The 23,972-nt window shown below is 65.1% G+C and carries 25 protein-coding genes; 16 read left to right on the top strand and 9 right to left on the bottom strand.

Annotated features, from left to right (window positions below; all coding sequences use genetic code 11):
- Window positions 1–5 precede the first annotated feature (5 nt).
- On the top strand, window positions 6–950 hold the full coding sequence (hemC, locus tag HAP47_RS30715) for a hydroxymethylbilane synthase (protein WP_231169017.1): 945 nt from the start codon (window positions 6–8) through the stop codon (window positions 948–950).
- Window positions 951–958: 8 nt separating this feature from the next.
- Here the strand turns inward: hemC and HAP47_RS30710 are convergent, their stop codons facing one another.
- Genes HAP47_RS30710 through HAP47_RS30700 form a run of 3 tightly spaced genes read right to left on the bottom strand, consistent with a single transcriptional unit; the run spans window position 959 to window position 3,503 of the window.
- Window positions 959–1,648, bottom strand: coding sequence for a DUF1045 domain-containing protein (locus HAP47_RS30710; RefSeq protein WP_173641358.1), 690 nt, complete (start codon window positions 1,646–1,648; stop codon window positions 959–961).
- A gap of 20 nt (window positions 1,649–1,668) precedes the next feature.
- A complete protein-coding gene (locus HAP47_RS30705; RefSeq protein ID WP_173641359.1) occupies window positions 1,669–2,841 on the bottom strand; it encodes an alpha-D-ribose 1-methylphosphonate 5-triphosphate diphosphatase in 1,173 nt (390 codons plus the stop codon).
- 14 nt (window positions 2,842–2,855) lie between these two features.
- Window positions 2,856–3,503: a chloramphenicol acetyltransferase gene (locus tag HAP47_RS30700; protein WP_173641360.1), complete on the bottom strand. Its 648-nt coding sequence runs from the start codon at window positions 3,501–3,503 to the stop codon at window positions 2,856–2,858.
- A 209-nt stretch (window positions 3,504–3,712) separates the two neighbouring features.
- Here HAP47_RS30700 and phnC point away from each other — a divergent pair, with 209 nt between their 5' ends.
- The 4 genes from phnC to phnE (HAP47_RS30680) all read left to right on the top strand — a co-directional run bounded on the left by phnC (window position 3,713) and on the right by phnE (HAP47_RS30680) (window position 7,344).
- Window positions 3,713–4,528 carry a phosphonate ABC transporter ATP-binding protein gene (gene phnC / locus HAP47_RS30695; RefSeq protein ID WP_173641361.1) on the top strand — a complete coding sequence of 272 codons (816 nt, stop codon included), beginning with the start codon at window positions 3,713–3,715 and terminating at the stop codon, window positions 4,526–4,528.
- A 75-nt stretch (window positions 4,529–4,603) separates the two neighbouring features.
- The gene (phnD, locus tag HAP47_RS30690; RefSeq protein WP_092124685.1) at window positions 4,604–5,533 is read left to right on the top strand and encodes a phosphonate ABC transporter substrate-binding protein; all 930 of its coding nucleotides are present in this window, start codon (window positions 4,604–4,606) and stop codon (window positions 5,531–5,533) included.
- A gap of 81 nt (window positions 5,534–5,614) precedes the next feature.
- Complete coding sequence (gene phnE, locus HAP47_RS30685; RefSeq protein WP_173641362.1) at window positions 5,615–6,499, top strand: phosphonate ABC transporter, permease protein PhnE; 885 nt, start codon at window positions 5,615–5,617, stop codon at window positions 6,497–6,499.
- On the top strand, window positions 6,496–7,344 hold the full coding sequence (gene phnE, locus HAP47_RS30680; protein ID WP_173641363.1) for a phosphonate ABC transporter, permease protein PhnE: 849 nt from the start codon (window positions 6,496–6,498) through the stop codon (window positions 7,342–7,344). Before phnE (HAP47_RS30685) ends, phnE (HAP47_RS30680) begins: the two co-directional genes overlap by 4 nt.
- Window positions 7,345–7,497: 153 nt before the next feature.
- Here phnE (HAP47_RS30680) and phnF read toward each other — a convergent pair whose 3' ends face one another.
- On the bottom strand, window positions 7,498–8,223 hold the full coding sequence (gene phnF, locus HAP47_RS30675; protein ID WP_173641364.1) for a phosphonate metabolism transcriptional regulator PhnF: 726 nt from the start codon (window positions 8,221–8,223) through the stop codon (window positions 7,498–7,500).
- Between the two features lie 126 nt (window positions 8,224–8,349).
- On the opposite strand from phnF, the gene phnG reads away from it, so the two are divergent.
- The 9 genes from phnG to HAP47_RS30630 all read left to right on the top strand — a co-directional run bounded on the left by phnG (window position 8,350) and on the right by HAP47_RS30630 (window position 15,360).
- Window positions 8,350–8,811 carry a phosphonate C-P lyase system protein PhnG gene (gene phnG / locus HAP47_RS30670; RefSeq protein WP_173641365.1) on the top strand — a complete coding sequence of 154 codons (462 nt, stop codon included), beginning with the start codon at window positions 8,350–8,352 and terminating at the stop codon, window positions 8,809–8,811.
- 4 nt (window positions 8,812–8,815) lie between these two features.
- On the top strand, window positions 8,816–9,424 hold the full coding sequence (phnH, locus tag HAP47_RS30665) for a phosphonate C-P lyase system protein PhnH (protein WP_173641366.1): 609 nt from the start codon (window positions 8,816–8,818) through the stop codon (window positions 9,422–9,424).
- 3 nt (window positions 9,425–9,427) lie between these two features.
- The gene (locus tag HAP47_RS30660) at window positions 9,428–10,531 is read left to right on the top strand and encodes a carbon-phosphorus lyase complex subunit PhnI (protein WP_173641367.1); all 1,104 of its coding nucleotides are present in this window, start codon (window positions 9,428–9,430) and stop codon (window positions 10,529–10,531) included.
- Entirely contained in the window at window positions 10,528–11,412 is an 885-nt protein-coding gene (locus HAP47_RS30655; protein ID WP_016846424.1) for an alpha-D-ribose 1-methylphosphonate 5-phosphate C-P-lyase PhnJ, read from the top strand. The genes HAP47_RS30660 and HAP47_RS30655 overlap by 4 nt, the downstream gene beginning before the upstream one ends.
- Window positions 11,405–12,202 (top strand): phosphonate C-P lyase system protein PhnK, encoded by a 798-nt coding sequence (phnK, locus tag HAP47_RS30650; RefSeq protein ID WP_173641368.1) that lies wholly within the window; start codon window positions 11,405–11,407, stop codon window positions 12,200–12,202. The genes HAP47_RS30655 and phnK overlap by 8 nt, the downstream gene beginning before the upstream one ends.
- Before the next feature lie 8 nt (window positions 12,203–12,210).
- A complete protein-coding gene (gene phnL / locus HAP47_RS30645) occupies window positions 12,211–12,909 on the top strand; it encodes a phosphonate C-P lyase system protein PhnL (RefSeq protein WP_173641369.1) in 699 nt (232 codons plus the stop codon).
- Window positions 12,910–12,922: 13 nt separating this feature from the next.
- A complete protein-coding gene (locus HAP47_RS30640; protein WP_173641370.1) occupies window positions 12,923–14,077 on the top strand; it encodes an alpha-D-ribose 1-methylphosphonate 5-triphosphate diphosphatase in 1,155 nt (384 codons plus the stop codon).
- A complete protein-coding gene (phnN, locus tag HAP47_RS30635) occupies window positions 14,074–14,673 on the top strand; it encodes a phosphonate metabolism protein/1,5-bisphosphokinase (PRPP-forming) PhnN (RefSeq protein ID WP_173641371.1) in 600 nt (199 codons plus the stop codon). Before HAP47_RS30640 ends, phnN begins: the two co-directional genes overlap by 4 nt.
- 75 nt (window positions 14,674–14,748) lie before the next feature.
- Complete coding sequence (locus tag HAP47_RS30630) at window positions 14,749–15,360, top strand: pyridoxamine 5'-phosphate oxidase family protein (RefSeq protein ID WP_173641372.1); 612 nt, start codon at window positions 14,749–14,751, stop codon at window positions 15,358–15,360.
- Between the two features lie 290 nt (window positions 15,361–15,650).
- Here HAP47_RS30630 and HAP47_RS30625 read toward each other — a convergent pair whose 3' ends face one another.
- Window positions 15,651–16,250, bottom strand: coding sequence for a TetR/AcrR family transcriptional regulator (locus tag HAP47_RS30625; protein WP_173641373.1), 600 nt, complete (start codon window positions 16,248–16,250; stop codon window positions 15,651–15,653).
- A gap of 203 nt (window positions 16,251–16,453) precedes the next feature.
- Here HAP47_RS30625 and HAP47_RS30620 point away from each other — a divergent pair, with 203 nt between their 5' ends.
- Both HAP47_RS30620 and HAP47_RS30615 read left to right on the top strand, forming a co-directional pair.
- Window positions 16,454–17,695, top strand: a complete 1,242-nt coding sequence (locus HAP47_RS30620; protein WP_173641374.1) for an efflux RND transporter periplasmic adaptor subunit — start codon at window positions 16,454–16,456, stop codon at window positions 17,693–17,695.
- 23 nt (window positions 17,696–17,718) lie between these two features.
- A complete protein-coding gene (locus HAP47_RS30615) occupies window positions 17,719–20,901 on the top strand; it encodes an efflux RND transporter permease subunit (RefSeq protein WP_173641375.1) in 3,183 nt (1,060 codons plus the stop codon).
- Between the two features lie 133 nt (window positions 20,902–21,034).
- Here the strand turns inward: HAP47_RS30615 and HAP47_RS30610 are convergent, their stop codons facing one another.
- From HAP47_RS30610 to HAP47_RS30595, 4 genes are all read right to left on the bottom strand, one after another.
- Entirely contained in the window at window positions 21,035–21,253 is a 219-nt protein-coding gene (locus HAP47_RS30610) for a hypothetical protein (RefSeq protein ID WP_173641376.1), read from the bottom strand.
- 264 nt (window positions 21,254–21,517) lie between these two features.
- On the bottom strand, window positions 21,518–22,318 hold the full coding sequence (locus HAP47_RS30605; protein ID WP_173641377.1) for an SDR family NAD(P)-dependent oxidoreductase: 801 nt from the start codon (window positions 22,316–22,318) through the stop codon (window positions 21,518–21,520).
- A 1-nt stretch (window position 22,319) separates the two neighbouring features.
- Complete coding sequence (locus tag HAP47_RS30600) at window positions 22,320–22,874, bottom strand: carboxymuconolactone decarboxylase family protein (RefSeq protein WP_173641378.1); 555 nt, start codon at window positions 22,872–22,874, stop codon at window positions 22,320–22,322.
- A gap of 46 nt (window positions 22,875–22,920) precedes the next feature.
- A complete protein-coding gene (locus tag HAP47_RS30595; protein WP_173641379.1) occupies window positions 22,921–23,871 on the bottom strand; it encodes a hypothetical protein in 951 nt (316 codons plus the stop codon).
- Window positions 23,872–23,972: the final 101 nt, after the last annotated feature.

Below are 23,972 nucleotides of genomic sequence, written 5' to 3'. Positions count from 1 at the left end.
GCGCGATGGCGCTCGCGCAGACGGACGAGGTCGCACGGCTGCTGCGCGCCTCGGCGGGCGACCTTGCCGTCGAGATCGTCAAGTTCGAGACCCGCGGCGACCAGGACCAGACCAGCAAGCTGCTGCGTCACGGCGGCAAGGGCGGCGCCTTCGTCGCCGAGATCCGCGAAGCCATGCGTGCCGGCACGCTGCAGGCGGCGATGCATTCGCTGAAGGACGTGCCGGGCAATGAGGAGACGCCGGGTCTCGTCCTTGCCGCGATGCTGGCGCGCGATGCCGCCAATGACAGCCTCGTGTTGCGGCCGGGCCTGACGCTGGATGCGTTTCGCGCCTCGCGCGGCAAGGGCTTCATGATCGGCACCAATGCCGTGCGCCGCGCCGCCTATCTGCGCCGGCTGTTCCCCGAGGCGACGGTAATTCATTTCCGCGGTGCCGCCGACACGCGAATTGCAAAACTCGATCGCGGTGCCAAGCAGCGGCTGCCCGATGGCGGCGAGGTGGGGCCGGCGGATGCGCTGGTGATGGCGCGTTCCGGCCTCGAGCGTATCGGCATGATCGCGCGCATCGCGCATGATTTCTCCGTCGACGAGATGCTGCCGGCGGTCGGCCAGGGCATCGTCGCGGTCGAATGCGTCGAGACCGACTGGGCGACGCGGGCGCGGCTCGCCGGGATCGACAATGCGCAGTCGCGGCTTGCCGCCGAGGCCGAGCGCGAGGTGCTGTGGGTGCTCAACGGCCATTGCAATTCGCCGATCGCCGGCCACGCCACGCTCGCCGGAAACGAGATGACGCTGCGCGCCTCCGTGCTCGACGAGGCCGGTGCCGGCTTCATCGAGGTGACGCGGCGCGGACCGGCCGACCGGCCGCGCGAACTCGGCCGCGCCGTCGGGATGGAACTGCTCGCGAAGGGCGCTGCCGAGATCATCGCCCGCACCCGGGTGGACGAGTAGCGTCGTCGCTACGCCCGCAACGGCCAGCTGCCGATGATGCGGAAGCGGGATGCGCTGTCGGCTTGCTTGAACAGCGCGATGCGGTCGATCGCGAGCGTCGCAAGGTCGATCGCCGCGAACCGCTCGCGCAGCCGCGCCACGATCGGGCCGCGCCGCTCCTCGCTCAGCCGTCCGGTCAGGGTCATGTGGAAGCGGAATTCCTCCATGACGTAAGGATAGCCCCAGCGATCGAGATAGTCGCGCTGCCGCTCCGTGAGCCGGTCGGGTCTGCGCCGCGCGCGATCTTCCGGCGTCAGCGGCGGACGGAAGGTGTCGAATTCGGTGACGCAATCGGCGGCAAGCTGTTGCAGATCATCCGAGCGGCTCGCCGGGATCACGGCGATGAAGCCGCTGATGACATCGACAACAGGCAGGATCACCGGAATACGCCGCGCGCGGCCGGCGAAGGCAGCGCAGGCATCGAGGAGCTCGGACTCGCTCCTGCCATCGGCGAGCGCGGTCGGCGCCTTCAGCGTGGCGTGAAAACCGTATTTGCGCGGGTCCTCCGTCACCTCGCGCCAGTCGGGTGCGACGCCGTCGGGAAACGGCAGGTCGTCGCCTGACACGGCGTCGTAGCCGAGCATCGTCGAACCGAAGCGGTGCAGGGCGCTGTCGGGTGACGGCGAATAATAGATCGCGTAGCGCGGAGTGTTGGCCATGGCAGCAGAATAGGTCCTGACTATGCTGCCGCAACCGTTTTGCGCGGGGCGAGCGAGTGAACAAGGCAGCTCGCGTCTGCCAGATGCAACAGCCGTCCGGCTGATATCACGGCGACGATGCGCGGCCGCAGCGGCACCTTGTCGTCGACGACGATGAGATCGGCGCGGCGGCCCGTAGCGATCACGCCGCGATCGGCAAGCCCTGCCGCGCGTGCCGGCGCCGACGAGATCAGGTCCCAGGCCTTGGCTAGCGGCAGGATGCCATCGGCGGCGAGGCGGAACGCGGCGAGCAGTTGCGCCGGATAATAGTAGTCCGACGCCAGCACCGAGCAGAGGCCCTGTGCGATCATGTCGGATGCCTTGGTCCAGCCGGTGTGGCTGCCGCCGCGCACCACGTTCGGCGCGCCGAACACGATGAAGTCGCCCGCCGCCGCGGCATCGCGCGCGGTCTCTTCATTGACGGGGAATTCGGCGATCGTGGCGCCGAGCGCGCGAAACTCCTGGCGCATCGCCGGCGTGTTGTCGTCATGCGAGAGCATCCGAATGTTCGCCTCGCGTGCCGCGGCCGCCAGTCGCGCGATCGAGGCGGGCACCGCGGGACGGCGCGCTACGATCCGATCGAGCATGTCGTTGACGGCCTCGATGGAGAGCCCGGTGCGTTCGGCCAGCTGGTTGCGCTTCTTCGGCTTGACGTTGCTGTGGTCGTTGAAGGCGAACAGGTCGATGCGGCCTTCGGTGAGCCATTGAATGATCTCGGCTTCGGCTTCGAGATTGTGGGTCTCGTGACGCAGGTGGAAGCGCGTATCGGCGGCGAGCTGCGGCCGCAGCGCCTCGATCGCATCGAGCAGCTTGCGCGCATTCTCCGCGCTGCGCAGGCCGGGCTCCCACGACCAGGTCGTGCCATGGAAGACGGTGGTGATGCCGTTGGCGATCGCCTGCCGGTCGCTGTCGATCAGCGCCACGTCGGTCGGGAAATCGACGCCGGGGCGCGGCATCATCTGCCGCTCGAACGCATCGCCGTGCAGATCGATGATGCCGGGCAGCACCAGCAGGCCGCCGGCATTGATGTGGAGTGCGGCGCGGCCCTGTTCGGCGTCGAGCGCGCCGATGTCGCGGCCTGAGGTCCGCAGCGAGGTCCCGACCAAGGCACCGTCAACCAGCGCGCGTCCGCCCTCGATGAAAATGTCCGTCACGATACGGTGCTCCGTTATTGATTCTGTGATTGGGATACGGCCTCGGCCTCGTACTTGTCGAGAAATTCCTCGACCGCGAGCGTGCGGAAGTCGGGCAGGACACGACGAAGCGTTTCGTGACCCCAGTCCCACCACGCGAGTGCTGTCAGGCGATCCGCTGCTGTCTCGGAGAAGCGCCGCTTGACCGGACGCGCCGGATTACCGGCAACGATGGTGTAGGCGGGCACATCCTTGGTCACGATCGCGCCGGCGGCAATCACTGCGCCGGTTCCGACGTTCCGGCCCGGCAGCAGGATCGCACCGTGACCGATCCAGACGTCATGGCCGATATGCACGTGATGCGCACGTCGCCAGTTGAAGAAGTCGGTGTCGTCGCTCTCTCCGGGAAAATAGGCGCTGGCGCGGTAGGTGAAATGCGCCTGGGTCGCGCGATGCATCGGGTGGTTGCCGGGATTGATGCGGGTCATCGCCGCGATCGAGCAGAACTTGCCGATCGAGGTGTAGGTGATCTGGCTGTCGTTCACGACGTAGGAATAGTCATCCATGCTGACTTCAAGCAGAATGGTGCGCGCGCCGACCTCGGTATATTTGCCGAGCTTGCTCTCGCGCACCGACGCAGTCTGGTCGATCGTCGGCACAACCGAGAGTGTTTTTCCGGCCATCAGGGCCTCCGCAAATCTTGCAAATCTTTGGCTTCCGGGGAGATGCGGGCTCGTCATCGGGACGCTTGATGACAACATCATGACGTTGCGATGACGTCAAACGAACGGCAGTGGAGGGTGTGGACGATCGCCGCACTGCAACGTCACGTCACATAACTGTCAAGCACCGGGGATAGCGATGGCCCAACGCGACGCGGTTGGAGCATTGCATGCTGGTGGTGGAAGGTTTGACGTGCCGGTTCGGCACAAAGGCCGCAGTCGATAACGCATCCTTTTCGATCGCGCCGGGCAGCTTTGTCGGCGTGATCGGCCGCTCCGGTGCCGGCAAGTCGACGCTGCTGCGGATGATCAACCGTCTCGCCGACCCGACCTCCGGCCGCATCCTGTTCGAAGGCACCGATGTCACCGAACTGCGCGGCAAGGCGCTGCGGCAGTGGCGGGCGCGCTCGGCGATGATCTTCCAGCAATTCAATCTCGTCGGCCGCCTCGACGTGCTGACCAACGTGCTGATGGGCCGGCTTGCCCAGATCCCGTCCTGGCGTTCGCTGGCGCAGGTCTGGCCGGAGCAGGACAGGGCGCTGGCGCTGTCGGCGCTGGAGCAGTTCGATATTGCCCAACTCGCGGCACAGCGCGCCGACCAGCTCTCCGGCGGCCAGCAGCAGCGGGTCGCGATTGCCCGCGCGCTGGTGCAGGAGCCCGACATCATTCTTGCCGACGAGCCGATCGCTTCGCTCGATCCGCGCAACACCAAAATCGTGATGGATGCGCTGCTCCGCATCAACAAGCATTTCGGCATCACGGTGCTCTGCAATCTGCATTCCCTCGACCTGGCGCGAACCTATTGCGATCGCCTGATCGGCATGGCGGCGGGTCGCGTGGTGTTCGACGGCGCCCCCGCGGCGCTGACCGACCATATTGCCCGCGAGCTCTATGACCTCGAGGCCAATGACGTCATGGGCGCGGCACCGCTGTCGGTGCCCGATGGCGCAACTGCTCCGGCGCTCGGCACCGCTGCCGCGGCCTGAGCGGCGCATTTTCGAAGAACAGGGCAACCGGGCATTTCGCCCGGCCAACAGGCGTAACTACCAAAGAGGGGTAATATGATCACTCGTCGCATCATTCTGGCCGGCGCCGCCGCGCTGGCATTCGCAGGATCCGCTTCGGCCGAGGACTGGAAGACCAAGTATCCGGAAATCACCTTCGCGGTGATCCCCGCCGAAAACGGCTCCGGCGTTACCGAGCGCTACGGTCCGCTCACCGAGTATCTGTCGAAGGAACTCGGCATCAAGGTGACCCTGCGCGTCGCCAACGACTACGCGGCCGTCATCGAGGGCCAGCGCGCCGGTAACATCCACATCGGTTACTACGGCCCGGCGTCGTTCGCCCGCGCCCGCCTCACCGGCGTCAAGACCGACGCGTTCGTGATCGACGTCAATGCCGACGGTTCGAAGGGCTATTATTCGGTGTTCTACGTGCTCGCCAAGAGCCCGTACCAGAAGGTCGAAGACCTCAAGGGCAAGAATATCGGCCTGGTCGATCCCAACTCGACCTCCGGCAACAACATGCCGCGTTTCAAGCTGAACCAGATGGGGATCGATCCGGAAACCTACTTCTCCAAGGTCGTCTTCACCGGCAGCCACGAGAACGCCGTGCTGGCGCTGGCGCAGGGCACCGTCGACGTCGCCGCCAACTGGTGGAATGCCGACGATGATTCCAACCTGACCCGCATGCTCGCCAAGAACATGGTGAAGTCGAGCGACGGCACGCCGCTGAAGAAGGAAGACTTCCGCATCATCGTGAAGTCGGATCTGATCATCAACTCGCCCTACGCCTATCTCGAGAGCCTTCCCGACGACATGAAGGCGAAGATCAAGCAGGCCTTCCTCGACATGCCGACGAAGGATCCGGAAGCCTTCAAGAAGCTGTCGGACGGCAAGAACCGTCCGTGGCAGCCGGTCACCAATGCCGACTACGACAAGACCATCGAGCTGATCAAGTTCGTCGACGCTCTACGCAAGAAGGGCTCCTGATCGCACATCGCCGTTGAACTGGGCCGGGTTTCGACAACCCGGCCCTTTTCGTTCACCCCTCGAGCAGACTGGCCCGCATCGATGGCGACCGCCATTTCCATCCTTCCAGCGCAGCAATTGGCGACGCTGAACGATGCCTATCGCAAGGCGGTCGCGCGCAAGCGGCTGAAGGCGACGGTGGCGGCCGCGGTGTTTTGCGCGGCGCTGTTTATCGCGGCGCTCGGCGCCGACGTGAACCTGCACACGTTCTTCACCTATTTCGGCAACTTCGTCAGCTATTTCGACCGCATCCTGACGCTGGATTCCGGTGCGCGGGTCTGGACCGATCCGGTGGAATGGTTCTGGGGCCTGAAGAAATGGCTGCGGCTGCTCGGTGAGACCCTCCTGATCAGCTATGTCGGCACCTTGACCGGTGCTGTGTTCGCGTTTGCGCTGAATTTCTTCGCGGCCCAGAACACCTCGCCGGGACCATGGGTGCGCTTTACCGTCCGTCGCCTGCTTGAATTCGCCCGCACCGTGCCGGGCATCGTGTTCGCGCTGATCTTCGTGATCGCGTTCGGCCTCGGGCCGATGGCCGGCGTGCTGGCGATTGCGATCCACACCACCGGGGCGCTCGGCAAGCTGTTCGCCGAGATCGTCGAGAATGCCGACATGAAGCCGGTCGAGGGCATCCGCTCCACCGGCGCGAGCTGGCTGTCCTGCATGCGCTTTGCCATCCTGCCGCAGGTCTCGGCGGGCTATGCCAGCTATGCGCTGCTGCGCTTCGAGATCAATGTCCGGGAGGCGTCGGTGATGGGCTTCGTCGGTGCCGGCGGCATCGGGCAGGAGCTCGTGGTCGCGATCCGCAAGTTCTACTATTCCGACGTCAGTGCGATCCTCGTCACCATCATCGTCACCGTCTTCATCATCGACATCTCGACCGGCTGGCTGCGCGGCCGGCTGTTCGGCAAGGAGACCCGGCGATGAGCCAGCTGCCGAAGCCGGACACCGCGGACTTGCGTGCGAAATACCCTGGCGTGTTCGAACGCCCCGCGTCGGCGCGGCTGGCGATGCCGGCCACGATCGTGGCAGCGCTCGCGATCTTCGTCTACGGCTTGGTCGATCTCGATTTCTCGCCGACGAAGCTGATCTCAGGGATGAGCCAACTCGGCTGGATCACCATGATGATGATCCCGCCGAACCCCGGCTCGTCGTTCCCGCTCTACATGCAGGCGCTCGGCGAGACGCTGTCGATCGCGTTGCTCGGCACCACGCTTGCGGCACTCTTCGCGCTGCCGGTCAGCCTCTTGGCGGCGCGCAACATCATCCCCTCGAACCTGATCCGCTTTCCGGTGCGCCGCTTCCTGGATTCGATCCGCGGCGTCGACACGCTGATCTGGGCGCTGGTCTGGATCAACGTCGTCGGCCTCGGCCCGTTCGCTGGCGTGCTGGCGATCATGGTCTCCGACTTCGGCGCGTTCGGAAAGCTGTTCTCGGAGGCGATCGAGGCCGCGGACCGCAAGCAGGTCGAGGGCATCCGCGCCTCCGGCGGCAACGCGCTGCATGAAATCCGCTTCGGCCTGCTGCCGCAGGTGCTGCCTGTGATCGCCGGGCAGGTACTCTACTTCATCGAATCGAACACGCGGTCGGCCACCATCATCGGTATCGTCGGCGCCGGCGGCATCGGCCTGCAACTCGCCGAGCAGATCCGCGTGCTGGAATGGCAGAAGGTGTCGTTCCTGATCCTGATGATCCTGATCGCGGTCGCCGCGATCGATTTCATCTCGAGCAAGCTGCGCTTTGCCATCATCGGCCAAAGGGCGGTGGTGTAGGAGGTTACCTCGCCCCGCGCTTGCGGGGAGAGGTCGGATTGCGAAGCAATCCGGGTAAGGGGGGTGTCCCCGTATTCACGTCTGTCGGATTCGCGGAGATAGCCCCTCACCCCAACCCTCTCCCCGCAAAAGCGGGGCGAGGGGGCAGAGAGATCAGCTGTTCTCGACTAGGAACTCGACGCGCTCGGCGGCGAAGCGCGAGCGCTTGGTCACCAGCGGGTGGTCCAGCATATCGACATCGGTCGCGTCGACCACCAGCACCGGCCGGCCCAGCGGCAGATCGAGCCGCGCGGCGTCGGTCGCATCGGCGATCGCCGCGGTGATCCGGGTCGAGGCGCGGTGGTAATCCTTCACGCCGTAATGCCCGAGCAGCTTCGTCATCGAGCGAACGCCGGCGAACACGCTGCCGGCATCGGGAAACCGCTCGGCCGACAGCCAGGTGGTGGAAACGCAGATCGGCGTCCGGTCGGCGAGCCGCACCGCCTCGATCCTGATCAGCGGCGCACCGATCTTCAGGCCGAGCTCGCGCGCGATCTCGCGATTGGCGATGTCGCTGCCTGCATCGATCAGCTGGCCGCGCGGCTCGTGGCCACCGGCGCCGACGATCTCCGAGAACCGCGTGCGCGAACGCAGGGGGTAGGCAAGGCGCTGGGCCTCGACATAGGTGCCGCTGCCGCGCTCGGCGCGCACTAGGCCGCGCTCGGCGAGTGCGGCGAGCGCCCGCCGCACGGTGTGGCGGTTGACCCGGTAAGTCTCGGCGATCTCCATCTCGCCGGGCAGCTTTTCGCCCGCAGCAAAGCGGCCGTCGGCGATGCCGCGCTCGATGCCGTCAGCGACCTGCCGCCACAAGGCGACGCCGGAACTTTCCTGCATGCTCATGGCGCGGTGATACCAGAAATCTTCGGTTTGTCACGAAACAGTCATGGCGCTCGGCTATCAAGTTGTCTAGTATCATAGACAACTCGATGCAAGCAAGGTTGCCAAAGGTTGCCCATGAATTCGACCATGAGTTCGACCGGACCAGACAGCAAACAGGCCCAGCGCAAGGCCGCGATGACGGTGCTGGCGCACTCCGCCGCGGCCGACATCGCAGGCCGGCTGGCGGCGATTGCGGTGCCGACGCATGAAAACCTGCGCGAGCCGGAGAACGGCCTCGTGATGATGCGCGGGCGGATCGGCGGCGACGGTGCGCCGTTCAATCTCGGCGAGGCGACGGTGTCGCGCGCGGCGGTGCGGCTTGCGACCGGCGAGGTCGGCTTCGGCTACACGCTCGGCCGCGATGCGCACAAGGCGCAGATGATCGCGCTGTGCGACGCCATGGTGCAGTCGACAGAATTGTCCGGCGAGGTGGAGGCAAAGGTGATCGCGCCGCTGCGTGTCGCCATGAATGCCGAACGCGCGCGCAAGGCCGCGGAGACCGCGGCGACCCGGGTTGATTTCTACACGATGGTGCGCGGTGAGGGGTGATGCAATGACGACGATTGCCGAAATGCCCGCAGGCTTTGCCGACAAGGTGCTGTCGGCGCAATCCACGTTCCGCTCCGTGATGGATGCGATGGCGCGCCCGGGCAGCGTGCAGCGCGTCTCCGCTGATGTCGGAACGCCCGCCGGCTTGATGCGCGGCGCGGCCGCGATCGCGCTGACGCTGTTCGATCACGATACGCCGATCTGGCTCGACGATGCGATGTCGGCGATACCGGATGTTGCCCGCTGGCTGAAGTTTCACGCCAGCGCGCCGGTGGTTGCGGATTCCGCAATCGCAAGCTTCGCGCTGATCGGCGATGCCGCAAACCTGCCGGCGCTGGAGCGTTTCGCGCTCGGTAGCGGCGAATATCCTGACCGGTCGACCACGCTGATCCTGCAGGTCGACAGCCTGACGCAGGGCCTGGCCTTCGAGCTGAAGGGGCCCGGCATCGACGGCAGCACGCTGCTGCAGGCGATGATCAAGCCGCGCGACCTGTTCCAGCGACTGTCGATCAATGAAGCGCTGTTCCCGCGCGGCATCGACGTCGTGTTGGTCCATGACGACAAGATTGTCGCGATCCCGCGCACGACGCGGTTGATCGCTAGCGGAGTTTGAGCGATGTATGTAGCCGTCAAGGGAGGCGAGCGCGCCATCGAGAACGCTCATCGGCTGCTCGCGCATGAGCGGCGCGGCGATCGCGATGTGCCCGAGGTGACGCTGGCGCAGATCTCCGAGCAGCTCGCGCTGGGTGTCGACCGCGTGATGACCGAAGGCTCGCTCTACGATCGCGAGCTTGCGGCGCTCGCGATCAAGCAGGCGCGCGGCGACATGATCGAGGCGATCTTCCTGGTTCGCGCCTTCCGCGCTACGCTGCCGCGTTTCGGCGCCACCGAACCGGTCAACACCGGCCAGATGCAGGTGCGGCGGCGCATCTCCTCGACCTTCAAGGACGTTCCGGGCGGCCAGATCCTGGGGCCGACGTTCGATTACACCCATCGCCTGCTCGATCCGCAGCTCGCAGAAGGCTTCGTGCCGGAACAGCCGATGACCGCGGAAGCGTCGCAGGCGGCAACGCCGCGGGTCACCGACATTCTCGGCCGCGATGGTTTGATCGAATCGTCACCACGGGCCGATGCTGACGCACCGGTCGGCGACCTGACGCGCGAACCGTTGAGCTTCCCGGCCGATCGCGATCTGCGGCTGCAGAATCTGGCGCGCGGCGACGAAGGCTTCCTGCTCGCGCTCGGCTATTCGACGCAGCGCGGCTACGGCCGCAATCACCCCTTCGCCGGCGAGATCCGCTTCGGCGAGGTCGAGGTCGAATTCTCAGCCGAGGACGCAGGCTTCGCGGTGCCGCTGGGCTCGATCGAGCTGACCGAGTGCCAAATGGTCAACCAATTCAAGGGCTCGACGACCGAGGCGCCGTGCTTCACCCGCGGCTATGGCCTCGCGTTCGGCCAGAGCGAGCGCAAGACCATGTCGATGGCGCTGGTCGACCGCGCGCTGCGCGCACGCGAACTTGGCGAGGAGGCGGAAGCGCCGGCGCAGGACGAGGAATTCGTGATGTCGCACTCCGACAATGTCCAGTCGACCGGCTTCGTCGAGCATCTCAAGCTGCCGCATTACGTCGACTTCCAGTCCGAGCTCGGCCTGCTGCGCAAGCTGCGGCAGGAGTTCGCGGAAGCCAACGATGCCGTGGAAATGCAGGAGGCCGCGGAATGAACGCGCCGACGTACAATTTCGCCTATCTCGACGAGCAGACCAAACGAATGATCCGCCGCGCGATCCTGAAGGCGATCGCGATCCCGGGCTATCAAGTGCCGTTCGCGAGCCGCGAGATGCCGATGCCCTATGGCTGGGGCACCGGCGGTGTGCAGGTGACGGCGGCGATCCTCGGCCCCGACGACGTGTTGAAGGTGATCGACCAGGGTTCGGACGACACCACCAACGCGATCTCGATCCGCAAGTTCTTCGGCAAGACCGCGGGTGTCGCGACCACGACCTCGACGACGGACGCGACCGTGATCCAGACCCGGCACCGCATTCCCGAGGCGTCGCTGCACGCCGGACAGGTGCTGGTCTATCAGGTGCCGATCCCCGAGCCGCTGCGCTTCCTCGAGCCGCGCGAGACCGAGACGCGGCGCATGCACGCGCTCGCCGAATACGGGCTGATGCATGTCAAGCTCTACGAGGACATCGCGCGCTTCGGCCATATCGCAACCGCCTACGCCTATCCGGTGAAGGTGAATGCACGCTACGTCATGGACCCGTCGCCGACGCCAAAATTCGACAATCCGAAGATGGATAATTGCGCGGCGCTGCAGCTGTTCGGCGCCGGCCGCGAGAAGCGCATCTACGCGATCCCGCCCTACACCACCGTGGTCTCGCTGGATTTCGAGGATCATCCGTTCACGCGTTACCGCTTCAACGCGCCCTGCGCGCTGTGCGGCGCCGACAATTCCTATCTCGACGAGATAGTCACCGACGACAAGGGCGGGCGGATGTTCGTCTGCTCCGATACCGACTTCTGCGAGCAGCGCCAGGCGGCCGGCCATCACGGCACCGAGAGCGCGGCGCCGCACAAGGAGAAGGCGCATGTCTGAGCTCTCGAGCCTCGACAACGACCAGCCGCTGCTGGTGGCCGAGCGGCTTGCCAAGAATTACGGCCGGCTCCCGGCCTGCCGCGATGTCTCCTTCGCGCTCTATCCCGGTGAGGTGCTGGCGATCGTCGGCGAGTCCGGTTCGGGCAAGTCGACCCTGCTGCAACTGCTCTCCGCGCAGCTCGCGCCGAGCGCGGGGCGGGTGTCCTACCGGATGCGCGACGGCGTGCTGCGCGATCTCGCCGAGCTCGGCGAAGCGGAGCGGCGCTTCCTGTTCCGCACCGACTGGGGCTTCGTCCACCAGGATCCGGCGCAGGGATTGCGCATGGGCGTCTCGGCCGGTGCCAATGTCGGCGAACGGCTGATGGCGGTCGGCTGGAACCACTATGGCCGTATCAGAGACACCGCATCGACCTGGCTCGATCGGGTCGAGATCGATGTCGGCCGCATCGACGATGCGCCGAAGACCTATTCCGGCGGCATGCGGCAGCGGCTGCAGATCGCGCGCAACCTCGTCACCGAGCCGCGGCTGGTGTTCATGGACGAGCCGACCGGCGGCCTCGACGTCTCGGTGCAGGCGCGCCTGCTCGACCTGATGCGCAATCTCGTCAGCGAGCTTGGCCTTGCCGCCATCGTCGTGACCCACGATCTCGCGGTCGCGCGCCTTTTGTCGCATCGCGTGATGGTGATGAAAGGCGGCCGCGTCATCGAGACCGGTCTCACCGACCAGGTGCTCGATGATCCCCGCGAGCCCTATACGCAGCTGCTCGTTTCCTCGATACTTCCGCCATGAGCTTGCCAATGACCGCGATGATCGAACTTGCCAACGCCGAGAAGACCTTCACCATGCATCTGCAGGGCGGCGTCGAGCTGCCGGTGGTGCGCGGCGTCTCGTTCCACGTCGTAGCAGGCGAATGCGTGGTGCTGTCGGGCCCGTCGGGCGCCGGCAAATCCTCGATCCTGAAGATGATCTTCGGCAATTATCGCTGCGACAGCGGCCGGATCGGCATCCGCCACCGCGGCAAGGTGATCGATCTTGCGACCGCCGAACCACGGCAGGTGCTGAGCATCCGCCGCTTGACCATTGGCTATGTCAGCCAGTTCCTGCGTGCGGTGCCGCGGGTGGCGACGATCGACGTTGTCGCCGAGCCGTTGATCGTCAACGGCGTAGCGCGCGGGGAGGCCCGCGAACGCGCCGGGCGCCTGTTGCGCCGCCTCAACATTCCGGAGCGGCTGTGGACCTTGCCGCCCTCGACCTTCTCCGGCGGCGAGCAGCAGCGCGTCAACATCGCGCGCGGCTTCATCTCGGACCTGCCGATCCTGCTGCTGGACGAGCCGACCGCTTCGCTCGATGCGGCGAATCGCGCAGTGGTGGTCGAGCTGATTGCGGAGAAAAAGACCAAGGGCGTCGCGATGGTGGCGATTGTCCATGACGACGAAATCCGCCATCTGATCGCCGACCGTATCGTCGATGTGACCTCGTTCGCCGCCGCTGCCTGAAGGATCGTTTGAAATGACCGCCAAGCAAGACACGATCATCGGCAACGCCCGGCTGGTCCTCGCCGATCGCGTGATCGAGCAGGGCTGGGTTGCGATCGCTGACGGCAAGATCGCCGAATTCGGCGAGGGCAGGGCGCCCGAGGCAGCCGAGGACGCCGGCGGCGATCTCCTGATGCCCGGGCTGATCGAGCTGCATACCGACCATCTCGAGATGCACTACGTGCCGCGGCCGAAGGTGTTCTGGAATCCGGTCGCGGCCGTGATCTCCTATGACGGCCAGCTCGCGACCTCGGGCATCACTACCGTGTTGGACTCGCTGCGGGTCTGGCGCGAGGACGGCGCCGAGGATGTCGACGGCCGCGCCGGCGTGCTGGCGGCGGCGATCTCGGCCGCGCGCGAGGAGGACCTGCTGCGTGCCGATCATTTCCTGCATCTGCGCTGCGAGGTGCCAATGCCTGATGTCGTCGCCGAGGCCAAGGAGCTGATCGACCGGCCGGACGTGCGGCTGATGTCGCTGATGGATCATACGCCGGGCCAGCGCCAGTTTCGCGACGAGGTGAAGCTGCGCGACTACTACCGCGGCAAGGGCGGCGGCATGACCGACGCCCAGCTCGACGTGCTGTTCGCACGGCGGTTCGCCTATCAGAAGGAATATGCCGTGGCGAACACCCGCGCGATCGTCGCGCTGGCGCATCAGTACAGGATTCCGCTGGCGAGCCACGACGACACCACGAATGAAAACGTGGTCGACGCCGTCAACGACAAGGTCGCGGTCGCGGAATTCCCGACCACGATGGAAGCCGCGCGCGGGCTGCATGCCGCCGGCATCGACATCCTGATGGGCGCGCCGAACGTGGTGCGCGGCGGCTCGCACTCCGGCAATATCGCCGCCGTCGATCTCGCCAATGAGGGCATGCTCGATATCCTGTCGTCGGACTACATCCCGTCCAGCCTGCTGATGGCGGCGCTGCAGCTGCCGCGGCATGTCCCGGCGATCGATCTTGCGTCCGCCGTCCGCACCGTGACCAAGACGCCCGCCGAGGCGGTCGGCCTCGACGATCGCGGCGAGATCGCGGTCGGCAGGCGGGCCGATCTGATCCGCGTGCACGTTGCGCGCGATTTGCCGGTCGTGCGCAGCGTCTGGCGCGAAGGAGCCAGGGTCGCATGAGCGAAGTTCCTGCCGTCGCCGCGCAGCAGCACGCCACCACGATCGGTCCGGGCCGGTTGATCCTGCTGGTCGGCCCGAGCGGCGCCGGCAAGGATACGCTGCTGGGGCTGGCGAAAGCGGCCTGCGCCGATGATCGCGACGTCGTGTTTCCGCGCCGTTTGATCACCCGCCAGGCCTCGGCGTCGGAAGACAATGAGGAGATCGGCGCGGAGGCTTTCCAGCAAGCGGCCGCCGCCGGCGACTACGCGATGCACTGGGAAGCACATGGCCATCGCTATGCGCTGTCGCGGGCCATCAACGACGATATCCGCGCCGGACGTACCGTGATCGCGAACGTCTCGCGCATGGTGATCGCGGGGGCCCGCCGCAACTATGCCAGTGCCGTTGTGGTGCTGGTCACGGCGCCGCCGGACGTGCTAGCCACCCGGCTCTCGATGCGGGCGCGCAGCAGCGACGGCCTGCTCGCGCAGCGGCTGGCCCGCACCGTCGACGAGAGCACCTCGACGCCCGATTTCACCATCGTCAATTCCGGCACCGTCGAATATCACGCGCGACAGCTTGTCCGCATCATCAAGGGCGAGCGCTGGGACGAGTAGAGCGTTTTCGAGCGAAGTGGATACCGGTCCGCATGAAGAAGACGCGTCAAAAAGCAAGCGAGGAGAGCAGCACGAATGTCGGTGATCTCTACGATCGAGCAGCTTGAGGCGATCTACGGCATCCCGAACGACGCGTCGACCGTGAAGGTCGCCGACCACGTAACGCCGCTCTATCGTGTGCTCATCGAGAAATCGCCGTTCGTGTCGCTTGCGACCTCGGGACCCGAGGGGCTCGATTGCTCGCCGCGCGGCGACTTGCCGGGCTTCGTGCGCATCCATGATGCCAAGACGCTGATGATGCCGGATCGCCGCGGCAACAATCGCTGCGATTCGCTACGCAACATCGTTCGCGATCCACGCGTCGGGCTATTGTTCCTGATCCCGGGCTCGGGCAGCACGCTGCGCGTCAACGGCCGCGCCTATGTCACCGCTGAGCCGGAGCTCCTGGCCTCCTTCAAGATGGAAGGCAAGGCGCCGCGGACGGTGATCGTGATGAATGTGGACGAGATCTACTTCCAGTGCGCCCGCGCAATCGTGCGTTCCGACCTCTGGAATCCGGATAAGCGGGTCGATCCGAAAGCCCTGCCGACGCCCGGCCAGATCCTCGCCGAGATGAGCGAGCACACGGTCGGCGGCGAAAAATACGATCGCGAATGGCCGGAGCGCGCGCGACAGACGATGTGGTGACGATATGTTCTCCCTCGCCCGCTCTGGCAGCGTCGAGACGGGCGAAGCTCGCTCTTGGAGGCGTGGGGGGTGAGCGAGCGGTCAGCCGCGGGTGCGCGCCGCCGAAACATCGAAAACAACCCCATGCAAAGGAGCCGGCGGCGGCCCGCGTTCGACACGGCAACTTGACACGTCGGGCAACTCATGGGGTATATTTCTGATATTCAGAAATTTTGCGACTCGCGCGCCAGCGCCACGCAAGCGGGGCGAGGCGAGTTCCAACGGCTGTGCCGAAATTACCGCGGAACAGCTCAGGCCTTCGCCTGCTCATCGAACGCCTTCAGCGAGACCGCCGCGATCTCGCGCAGCGCGTTGCGGTCGGCGCCCGAGGAGGCCATCACGCACATGCCCGATGTGACCGCGGAGAGATAACGGGCAAGCGTGACCGGATCGGCGCTTTCGCCCAAATCGCGTTCGGCCTTGGCGCGGACAAAGCGCTCTCGCAACTGGTCTTCGGTGTGGGTACGGCGCGCCGCCAGTTCGAATGGAACGTTTTCCGAGCCGGTGCCGCAGGCTAGGCCGCCCTGGACCAGCAGACAGCCGGGCGGGTTGGCGGGATCGGTCTGGGCGTCCGCGTGCTCCATCAGAAATCGTTCGGCGACCTCTCGGGCGGTGGAAGCGCCCAGGACCTTCTCCATCCAGGCGTCGCGCTTTTCGGAGTAGCGGTCGAGCGCGGCCTTCAGCAGGCCCTCCTTGCTGCCAAAGGCGGCGTAGAGGCTCGGCGGATTGATATTCATCGCCTCGGTGAGCTGCGCGATCGTGGTGCCCTCGTAACCGTGGCGCCAGAACACGTCCATGGCCCGGTCCAAAGCGGCGTCCGCGTCAAAGGCGCGGGGGCGTCCCATTCCCATTTTTGTTGCTCCGTAAGCCGGGTGCCGTTTCTGTGACGGATTGTCCCTGACTTATCCTCTTGTTGCACGTGATGTTTTTCCGCGACTTCCCATTTCCGCACGAATGAGATAATAAATTCATAGTGCTCGATACATAAGTATCTTGCGCACCGGCGTCCAGCTCCACATCTGTAGTGAACACTACAGATATCTGGAGCGCGTGAATGCCCTCGTCAACCCAAAATGCCCGTTCCGGCCGTTTCCGACGCGTCGTCGGCGGTGTCGTGATCCTCGGCGCCCTCGCGGTGGCCGGTTCGATCGCGACCGGCCATTATTTCCACGCTGCGCAGGCGACCGCGGCCGCCGCCCCTGAACCGGCGGTGCCGGTGACTGTGGCCGTGATCCAGCCCCGGCCGACCACCCTGTTCGATGACTTCTCGGGCCGGCTCGAGGCCGTCGACCGCGTCCAGCTTCGGCCGCGGGTGGCGGGCGCGATCCTGGCGACCAATTTCACCGAGGGCGCGCTGGTGAAGGCCGGCGACATCCTGTTCAAGATCGATCCCGCGCCTTACGCGGCCGAGGTCGACCGGGCCCAGGCCCAGCTCGAGGCCGCGAAGGCCCGCGCGGTCTTTGCCGCAAACGAGGTCGAGCGCGGTGCGCAACTGGTCGGCAACAACATCGTGACCAAGCGCGATTTCGACCAGCGCGACAACACCAATCGCGAGGCGATCGCCAACGTCAAGGCCGCCGAAGCCGCGCTGCAGACTGCAAAGCTCAATCTCGACTACACCGAGGTCCGCGCACCGGTCGACGGCCGGGTCGGCAGGATCGAGGTCACGGTCGGCAATCTCGTCGCGGCTGGGACATCTTCGCCGGTCCTGACCTCGCTGGTCTCGGTCAATCCGATCTATGCGAGCTTCGATGCTGATGAGGAGGTCGTGCTGCGCGCGCTGAACTCGATCGCGGATGCCTCCGGCAAGCGCGGCAATCTCGATCAGATCCCGGTCGACATGGTGACGTCGGGCGGCCTCAGCGCCAAGGGGCACATCCAGCTGATCGACAACCAGGTCAACGGGCAGAGCGGCACGATTCGCGTCCGCGCCGTGTTCAAGAACGAAGACGGCCGGCTGATCCCGGGGCAGTTTGCCCGCGTGCGCATGGGCCAGCCCAAGCAGCAGACGCTGGTGTTGATCGACGAACGTGCCGTCGGCACCGACCAGGACAAGAAGTTCGTCATGCTGGTCGGCGACGACAGCCGCGCCGTGTACCGCTCCGTCTCGCTCGGCGGCGCGGTCGATGGCCTGCGGATCGTCACCGCGGGCCTGAAGTCCGGCGACCGCATCGTCGTCAACGGCCTGCAGCGCGTGCGTCCCGGTGCACTTCTGAAGATGGAAGTCGCCGAGATGGGTGCCCGCGGCACGCAGCAGGCATTCACTGAAACCAACCAGCACGTCGTGCAGCGTTAGGCGCTGCACGCGGGGGCGGAGCCATGAATCTCTCAAAATTCTTCATCGACCGGCCGATCTTCGCCGGCGTGCTGTCGATCCTGATCTTCCTCGCCGGCCTGATCTCGCTGCTGGCGATGCCGATCTCGGAATACCCTGATGTGGTGCCGCCGTCGGTCGTGGTGCGGGCGACCTATCCCGGCGCCAATCCGAAGGTGATCGCCGAGACGGTCGCGACGCCGATCGAGGAGCAGATCAACGGCGTCGAGGGTATGCTCTATATGTCGAGCCAGGCGACCACCGACGGCGCGATGACGCTGACGGTGACCTTCCGGCTCGGCACCGACCCCGACAAGGCGACCCAGCTGGTGCAGAACCGCGTGCAGCAGGCCGAGCCGCGCCTGCCGGCCGTGGTGCGCCAGCTCGGCATCATCACCAAGAAGAGCTCGCCCGACCTCACCATGGTCGTGCATCTGCTGTCACCGAACAACCGCTATGACATGACGTATCTGCGCAACTACGCAGTGCTCAACGTCAAGGACCGGCTCGCGCGGATCGACGGCGTCGGCGACGTCCAGCTTTATGGCGCCGGCGACTATTCGATGCGGGTCTGGGTCGATCCGCAGAAGGCCGCCGAACATGCGCTGACCGCAAGCGACATCGTGCGCGCGATCCAGGCGCAGAACGTCGAGGCCGCGGCCGGCGTGGTCGGCTCCTCGCCCAGCGTCAAGGGCCTCGACCTCCAGCTCTCAGTCAACGCGGAGGGACGGCTGTCGACCGAGGAACAGTTCGGCGACATCGTAGTGAAGACCGGCTCGAACGGCGAGGTGGTGCGGCTGCGCGACGTCGCCCGGATCGAGCTCGGCGCCTCCGAATACGGCCTGCGCTCGCTGCTCGACAACAAGCAGGCGGTCGCGATCCCGATCTTCCAGGCGCCGGGGTCGAACGCGCTGGAGATCTCCGACCATGTCCGCGCGACGATGGCCGAGATCAAGAAGAACATGCCGGAGGGCGTGTCCTACCAGATCGTCTACGATCCGACGCAGTTCGTGCGGTCCTCGATCGAGGCGGTCATCCACACGCTGCTCGAGGCGATCGCGCTCGTTGTGCTGGTCGTGATCCTGTTCCTGCAGACCTGGCGCGCCTCGATCATCCCGTTGATCGCGGTCCCGGTGTCGATCGTCGGCACCTTCGCGGTGATGCATGTGTTCGGCTTCTCGATCAACGCGCTCAGCCTGTTCGGCCTGGTGCTTGCGATCGGCATCGTGGTCGACGACGCCATCGTCGTGGTCGAGAATGTCGAGCGCAACATCGAGTCCGGCCTGTCGCCGCGCGATGCCACCAACCAGGCGATGCGCGAAGTGTCCGGCCCGATCATCGCGATCGCGCTGGTGCTGATCGCGGTGTTCGTGCCGCTTGCCTTCATCTCCGGCCTCACCGGACAGTTCTACAAGCAGTTCGCGCTGACGATCGCGATCTCGACCGTGATCTCGGCGATCAATTCGCTGACGCTGTCGCCGGCACTGTCGGCGCTGCTCTTGAAGGGGCATGACGAGCCGAAGGATTGGCTGACCAGGGGCATGGAGAGGTCGCTGGGCTGGTTCTTCCGCGGCTTCAACAAGGTCTTCACGAAGTCCTCGGAGAACTACGGCCGTACCGTCACCAAGGTGATCTATGGCAAGGCCGTGGTGATCGGCCTCTATGTGCTGCTGATCGGCCTGACCGGCGTGCTGTTCAAGCAGGTGCCTGGTGGATTCGTGCCGGGTCAGGACAAGCAGTATCTGGTCGGTTTTGCCCGGCTGCCCGACGGCGCGACGCTCGACCGTACCGAGGAAGTGATCCGCAAGATGAGCGACATCGCGCTGACCCAGCCGGGCGTCGAAAGCTCGGTGGCGTTTCCCGGCCTGTCGATCTCCGGCTTCACCAACTCCTCCAACGCCGGGATCGTGTTCTCGACCTTGAAGCCGTTCGACGAGCGCAAGGATCCGTCGCTCAGCGGCCCGGCGATCGCGGCGGCGCTCAACAAGAAATATGCCGGCATCCAGGATGCCTTCATCGCGATGTTTCCGCCGCCGCCGGTCAACGGCCTCGGCACCATCGGCGGCTTCAAGCTGCAGATCGAGGACCGCGCCGGCCTCGGCTATGAGGCGCTGAACGATGTGACCAAGGCGTTCATGACGGCGATGCAGAAGGCGCCGGAGATCGCCGGCGTGTTCTCGAGCTTCCAGGTCAACGTCCCGCAGCTGTTCGCCGACATCGACCGCACCAAGGCGTTGCAGCTCGGCGTGCCGGTCACGGAGGTCTTCAACACGCTGCAGATCTATCTCGGCTCCTACTACGTCAACGACTTCAACAAGTTCGGCCGCACTTATTCGGTCTATGTGCAGGCGGACGCGCCGTTCCGTGCGCGTGCCGACGACATCAGGCAGTTGAAGGTGCGCTCGTCCTCGGGCGACATGGTGCCGTTGTCGGCCTTGCTGAAGGTCCGCCAGAGCGCGGGTCCGGAACGCGCGATCCGCTACAACGGCTTCCTGTCGTCAGACGTCAACGCCGCCGCGGCGCCGGGCTTTTCGTCCGGCCAGGCGCAGGAGGCGGCGACGCGGATTGCGGCCGAAACGCTGCCGCCGGGCTTTGCCTTCGAATGGACCGACCTGACCTATCAGGAGTTCATCGCCGGCAATTCCGGAATCTGGGTGTTTCCGCTCGCGATCCTCCTGGTGTTCCTGGTGCTCGCCGCGCTCTATGAGAGCCTGGCGCTGCCGCTCTCGATCATCATGATTGTGCCGATGGGCCTGCTGGCCGCGATGTTCGGCGTCTGGCTGTCGAAGGGCGACAACAACGTCTTCACCCAGATCGGCCTGATCGTGCTGGTCGGATTGTCGGCCAAGAACGCCATCCTGATCGTCGAATTCGCGCGCGAGCTCGAATTCGCCGGGCGCTCCCCGATCCGCGCTGCGATCGAGGCCAGCCGGCTGCGGCTGCGGCCGATCCTGATGACGTCGATGGCGTTCATCATGGGCGTGCTGCCGCTGGTGCTGTCGACCGGCGCGGGCTCGGAGATGCGGCGCGCGATGGGCGTCGCGGTGTTCTCCGGCATGATCGGCGTCACCGTGTTCGGCCTGTTCCTGACGCCGGTGTTCTATGTGCTGCTGCGCACCGTCACCGGCATGAAGCCGCTGACGCAGCACGGTGAGGCGACCATTCCCGGAAAAGCACACGCGGCATGATGCCGCGCGTGCAGAGCGTTTTCGAGCGAAGTGGATACCGGTTCGCGTGAAGAAAGCGCGTCAAAACAGCAAACGAGAGCTTCGGGTTTGATCGAATCAAAACTGAAGCTCTCGTTCATGTCAGTTTGGGAGTTCAGGCTGCGATATCGAGCAGCAATTGTGACGAACCGCGGACCAGCACCGTGCGGCCCGCGGGCGTGAGTTCAAACGAATCTCCTCGCACCGCAACATAACCGAGCGTGATCAGGCTTTCGACAGCGAACCGGTTCAGCCTTGAAGGGTTTGCCGCGGGAACCCGCAACGCTTTCAGCGCATCCCACTGATCCAGTCTGAGTTCGAATTCTTCGCTCATTGGTCCAAGCACTCCATTTCTGCGCGGGAGATACAGAGCGCAGATGAATTTGGTGCGACCACAACGAGTCGGGATTTCGATTTATGTGGACACGCCGTCACATCGCCGTGTCATTGGAATACTTCAAGATTTTCGAATCATTGTGGCGCATTGCCACGTGATACCGTCACAGTGATTAATCGCACATCGTCACACAGGTTAATCGTCTCGATTAACCAGGTTAATCACCCCGATTAACCGGGCTAATCAGCTGGATTAACCGAGTTAACCGCGCCGCACGCTGGCGCCGCCATCGACCGGCAACGTCACACCGGTGACGAAATTGGCCTCGTCCGAGGCGAGGAACAGCGCGGCATTGGCGACATCCCAGCCGGTGCCCATCTTGTGACGCAGCGGCACCTTGCTGTCGCGCTCGGCCTCGACCTCGGCGCGGCTTTTCCTGAATTCGCGTGCACGCGTGTCGACCGCCATCGGCGTGTTCATCAATCCGGGCAGGATCACGTTGGCGCGAATGCCATATTGCGCATTCTGGTAGGCGAGCTGTTCGGTGAACGCGATCATTGCCGCTTTGGTCGCCTTGTAGGCGACGTAAGGATAGGTCGTGATCGCGGCCATCGACGAGATGTTGATGATGGAGCCGCGCTGCTGCTGGCGCATGATCGGGATCACGTGCTTGGCGGCGAGGATGCAGCTCTTCAGATTGATCGCCACGCAGCGGTCGAACGCTTCCTCGGTGATGTCGAGCAGCTCGGCATCGCCGCCGGAGAGGCTGACGCCGACATTGTTGTGCAGGATATCGACGCCGCCCCAGCGGCCATGCGCGTCCGCCACCATCGCCTTGATGTCGGCATTCTTGGTGACGTCAGCCTTGAAGGCGACAGCGGTGCCGCCCTTGGCCGCGATCATATCGACGGTTTCCTGCGCCGATGCCGAATTGTGATCGACGCACAGCACCTTGGCGCCTTCGCGCGCGAAGGTCAGCGCGGTGGCGCGGCCGTTGCCGATGCCCTCGCCGGGGCTCTGGCCGGCTCCGACGACGATGGCGACGCGATCTTGCAGGCGCATGTCACTTCACTCCCGGGATCGGGTACTGCTGCAGTACCTCTTTGTAGGTTGGTTCGTTGTCGATCTGCATGGTGGCGAGCACGCGCACCACGGCGCAGTAGAACGCGATCGTCAGCACCAGATCGGTCATGTGCTCGTCGGAGAGATGCTGCTTGATCTCGGCGAAGGTGGCATCCGACATCGCGAGCTCGCGCACCATCTCGCGGGCGCCCTTGAGGATCACCTTCGCCAGCGGCTCGAGCTTCGACGGCCTGCCAGAGGTCTCGGCGATCAGGCCCTCGATGTCCTCGTCGGTGACGCCGAACTCCTTGCCGATCTTCACATGGTGGGTGAACTCGTATTCCGACTTCTCGAGCCAGCCGACCTGCAGGATCGCAAGCTCGCGCAGCCGCGGGGCGAGCTTGCTCTTGAAGCGGATGTAGCCGCCGATGCCGTTGAAGGCGCGCGCCATATCAGGCGAGTTCACCAAGAGCTTGTGCAGGTTGGTGTTGCGCTTGAGCATGTCGCGATATTCGGGGGCGACCTGGTCGGCTTCGAGATAGGGCAGGCGGGCCATTGTTGTTGCCCTTGGTTCGGCGGCTTGCGAGGAGGCGGCTGTCGCTTCAGCCGTAGAGGGCTTTGTGCTCGCTGGCGTAGTTGGCGTAGGAATCCTTCATGCTGGCGCCGTTGAGCAGCATGGTCGCGACCACCGCATTGTCGGCATCGAACACGGTCGAGCGGACCCACATGCTCTCGGTGCGCTTGCTGCCCGAAAGCGCGACGACCTCGCGCTCGACCCAATAGGTCTCGCCCGGGAACAGCGGCCCGCGCACGAGCCGGATCTCCTGATCGGCGAACAGCCCGACTGCCGGGCCGCGGACCGGCAGCCGGTCCTCGCGCGCGCGGTACTGGAACAGCACGCTCAGCATCTCCATCGGGATGATGGCGCGGCCCCAGGGATTGTACTCCAGCGAATAATAATCCGACGGCTCGGTGATCACCTTGAGCTTGTCGGCGAGCGAGAACGGATAGAGATCGCCCATGTTCTGGTCGAAATCCATCTTGATCGCCTGCCGCGGCGTCTTCATGCCGACCTTGATGTCGGCGAGGATCACGGGATCGGTCAGCGGCTTCAATTCGCCAAGCCTGTGGGCGAGCGCCGTCTCGGCGCCGTCACCGTCGATCGAGGCGGTGCCGCGCAGGATCTCGGTGCCGTCACGCTTGATCATCCCGATCGTGCAAACGGTCTGGCCCGGCTTCGGCTTCTCGATCTGGGCTTGGACCTCCTCGCCTTCAAACACCGGATTGCGGTAATGCGCGGACAGGCACCCGGTCATGAACCAGGCCCGGCCCCAGATCCGCTCGCACAGCGGCGCGAACTGGCTGAAATGGGTTGGTCCCTCGATCGTGCCGCCGCGGAAGCCGAGCTTCTGCGCGGTTGCATCGTCGTGAATCGAGGCGTGGGAGTCGTAGGTCTGGGCCTGAAGCATCTGCTTCGGGCTGCGCCAGGGACCTACCAGCAGATTGCCGTTCTCCACGATTTCCGTCGTGAATGCGGATTCGACTTTAATCATCCTTGGTCTCCCTTCGCGCGCCACCGTTTCAAAGATGTCGGGGTTCGGCAAGCCTCGTAGAGCAACAAGGCCTCGCATGCGCAACATGAGATATGTGCTGC

The sequence above is a fragment of the Bradyrhizobium sp. 41S5 genome, from assembly GCF_011516665.3.
In the GTDB taxonomy this organism is placed as follows: Bacteria; Pseudomonadota; Alphaproteobacteria; order Rhizobiales; family Xanthobacteraceae; genus Bradyrhizobium; species Bradyrhizobium quebecense.
Note: the sequence above shows the minus strand (reverse complement) of the source record. Positions and strands in the feature narration are given on the sequence as shown.